This is a genomic window from Streptomyces prasinopilosus (genome assembly GCF_001419695.1).
GTDB classification, from domain to species: Bacteria; Actinomycetota; Actinomycetes; order Streptomycetales; family Streptomycetaceae; genus Streptomyces; species Streptomyces prasinopilosus.
The window spans coordinates 1-2,733 of record NZ_LIRG01000909.1; the positions used below are offsets into that span (position 1 = coordinate 1).

Below are 2,733 nucleotides of genomic sequence, written 5' to 3' on the forward strand. Positions count from 1 at the left end.
GGGTACGGCTACCCGCAGCAGCCCCCCGCCGGCTACGGATACCCGGGCCAGCCCCAGCCGGGCCAGCCCGGTGCGTACGGCCAGCCGCAGCAGCCCTACGGCCAGCAGCCCTACGGCCAGCCGTACGGCTATCCGCACCCGACCGTGCCGATGCAGCCGCAGCCCGGCCGGCCCGGGGGCGGGCGGAAGATCAACGCGTCGCTGGCGATCATCGTCGCCGCGGTCGTGGCCATCGCCCTGATCGTCGGCGCCGGGGTCTGGTACTCCTCGTCCGGCGGCGACGGGAAGAAGAACACCGCGAACTCCGGCGACAGCGGCGGCACGAAGGGCGGCGAGGGCGGCGGTTCCGGCGGTGACAGCGCCGGCGGCGACGAGAAGGCCCCGGCCGACCCCTCCTCCGAGGTCCTCTTCCAGGTGCCGGCGCCGAAGGTCTCGAAGGACGCCAGCACCGTCGTCACCGCCGGCTCCTGGACGACCGACAAGGTGTACGCCAAGAGCGGCGTCGCCGAGGTCGTCGGCTACGACGCCGTCAAGGGCAGCGAGCTGTGGACGCTGGACCTGCCCGGACCGGTGTGCGAGGCCAGCGACCACGTCACCGAGGACGGCAGGACGGCGATCGTCTACAAGCCGGCGATGCCGACCAAGACCAAGCCGCAGAGCTGCACCCAGGTCGCCGCCTTCGACCTCGCCACCGGCGAGAAGCTGTGGTCCGAGACGGCCAGGTCCGGCACCCAGGAGATCAGCTTCAACAACGTCACCATCAGCGGGAACACCGTCGCGGCCGCCAGCACCAGCGGCGGTGCCGCCTGGGACATCACCTCCGGCAAGGCCCTGTGGGCGCCCAAGACGTCCGACGCCTGCTACGACTCCGGCTACGGCGGCGGCCCGAAGCTGGTCGCGGTGCGCAAGTGCGGTCCGTACGACCAGCGGCAGCTGCACATCCAGACCATCGACCCGAAGGACGGGAAGGTGCTCTCGGAGTACAAGATGTCCCAGGGCATCGAGTACGCGGCCGTGGTGTCCACCGACCCGCTGGTCGTGGCCGCCGACGTCGGCGACTCCGCCGGTGACGGCAGCGGCATCTCCGACTTCTTCTCCATCGACAACGAGAGCGGCGAACTGCGGGCCCGCATCTCCGCGCCCGGCGAGGAGTTCGCCGCCCGCTGCGACGGCATCACCAGGATCGAGCACTGCAGCGGACTGGCCGTCGGCGAGGACCGGCTGTACATCGCGACCGAGGAGCACGAGAGCAACGGCGACTACGGCCGGACCAACGAGGTCGTCGCCTTCGACCTGTCCACCGGCAAGCAGACCGGCCAGCGCGCCGACGCGGGCGACGGCTACACGATCGTCCCGCTGCGGATGGACGGCGGCGACATCATCGCGTACAAGCGCCCGCCCTACGACAAGGGCGGACAGATCGTGAGCATCGACGGGGGCTCCTTCGAGGAGACCAAGCTGATGGAGAACCCGGCGGAGAAGTCCGTGCGGGACGTCGAGACGCGGATGCTGCCCCAGCACGCCGAGATCCTGTACGCGCGGGGCCGGCTGTACATGTCGGACGTGTACGCCAGCGCGCTGACCGCGGGCGACAAGGAGTACCTGGCGATCGCCTTCGGCACCGGCTGACCGTCCTTCGGCCCGCCCGGATCCGCCGGGACCCGTTCCCGGGGACCCGTCCGTACGGCCCCGCCCCCGCTCGGGGGGCGGGGCCGTACGCGTACCGCTCCCCGGCCGTCCGCGGCCGGTGAATACGAGAATTTCGGTGTTCCGGGGCGATTCTCGCCGGTAGGGGGAGCGCGACGTCGAACAAGCGTGTAGCTTCCGGGACCGGACGGGGAGGCGGCGCACGGGGGTGCGCTCGCGGTTGGGGGGATGAGCGATGGGTGTGCGGCTGATGGTGGTCGACGACCACCGGCTGCTCGCGGAGGCGCTGGCCTCGGCGCTGAAGCTGCGGGGGCACCGGGTGCTGGCGGCGGCGGCACCGGTGGCGGGGGCGGCGGACCTGGTGATCAGCAGGGCGCCGGAGGTGTGCCTGCTGGGGACGGCGACGCCGGCGGAACCCGGGATCTTCGACCCGGTGGTGAGGATCAAGCGGGAGCGGCCGCAGGTGGCGGTGCTGGTGCTGGGCCCGGTGCCCGGTTCCCGCGGGATCGCGGCGGCGTTCGCGGCGGGCGCGTCCGGCTACGTGCGGCACGACGAACGCATAGAGGGCGTCGAACGGGCGATCATGAAGGCGCGGGCGGGGGAGGCCGCGGTGGCGCCGCAACTGCTGCAGGGCGCGTTCGGCGACCTGCTGAACCCGGCGGTCCAGCCGGACGACGAGGGCCAGCGGCTGCTGCGGATGCTGACCCCGCGGGAGGTGGAGGTCCTGGTCCGGGTCGCCGAGGGCGAGGACACCCGGCTGATCGCGGCGGGCATGGGCATCGCACCGTCCACGGCACGCACGCACGTCCAGCGCGTCCTGATGAAACTCGGCGTGGGCTCCCGGCTGGAGGCCGCGGCGCTGGCCGCCCGGACGGGACTGCTGGACCGGGCGGGACCGGTGCGGGGGACGGCGCCGCCCGAGGAGTGAGGGCGCGAGGGCGGGCCGGGCGCTCGCGGGGCGGGAGGTCCGCGGGCCGGTGCCCGCGCCGCCGGCACCGCGGACGTGTCCCCGCCCCCGTCGCGCCGGGCGTCCGGGGACGCCGGCGCGACGGAGGGCGATCGGTCGCCCGCCGCCGGGTGATCAGT

2 protein-coding genes are annotated in these 2,733 nt (G+C 73.5%); both read left to right on the forward strand.

Annotated features, from left to right (window positions below; all coding sequences use genetic code 11):
* Positions 1-1,629: outer membrane protein assembly factor BamB family protein (locus AOK18_RS28365; RefSeq protein WP_055696177.1), on the forward strand; the 1,629-nt coding region annotated here is incomplete at its 5' end.
* A gap of 253 nt (positions 1,630-1,882) precedes the next feature.
* Positions 1,883-2,575, forward strand: coding sequence for a helix-turn-helix transcriptional regulator (locus tag AOK18_RS28370; RefSeq protein WP_055696178.1), 693 nt, complete (start codon positions 1,883-1,885; stop codon positions 2,573-2,575).
* Positions 2,576-2,733 lie beyond the last annotated feature (158 nt).

Coding starts and splice junctions, on each gene's coding strand:
- AOK18_RS28370 (WP_055696178.1), top strand. CDS start 1,883: ATGGGTGTGCGGCTGATGGTGGTCGACGACCACCGGCTGCTCGCGGAG.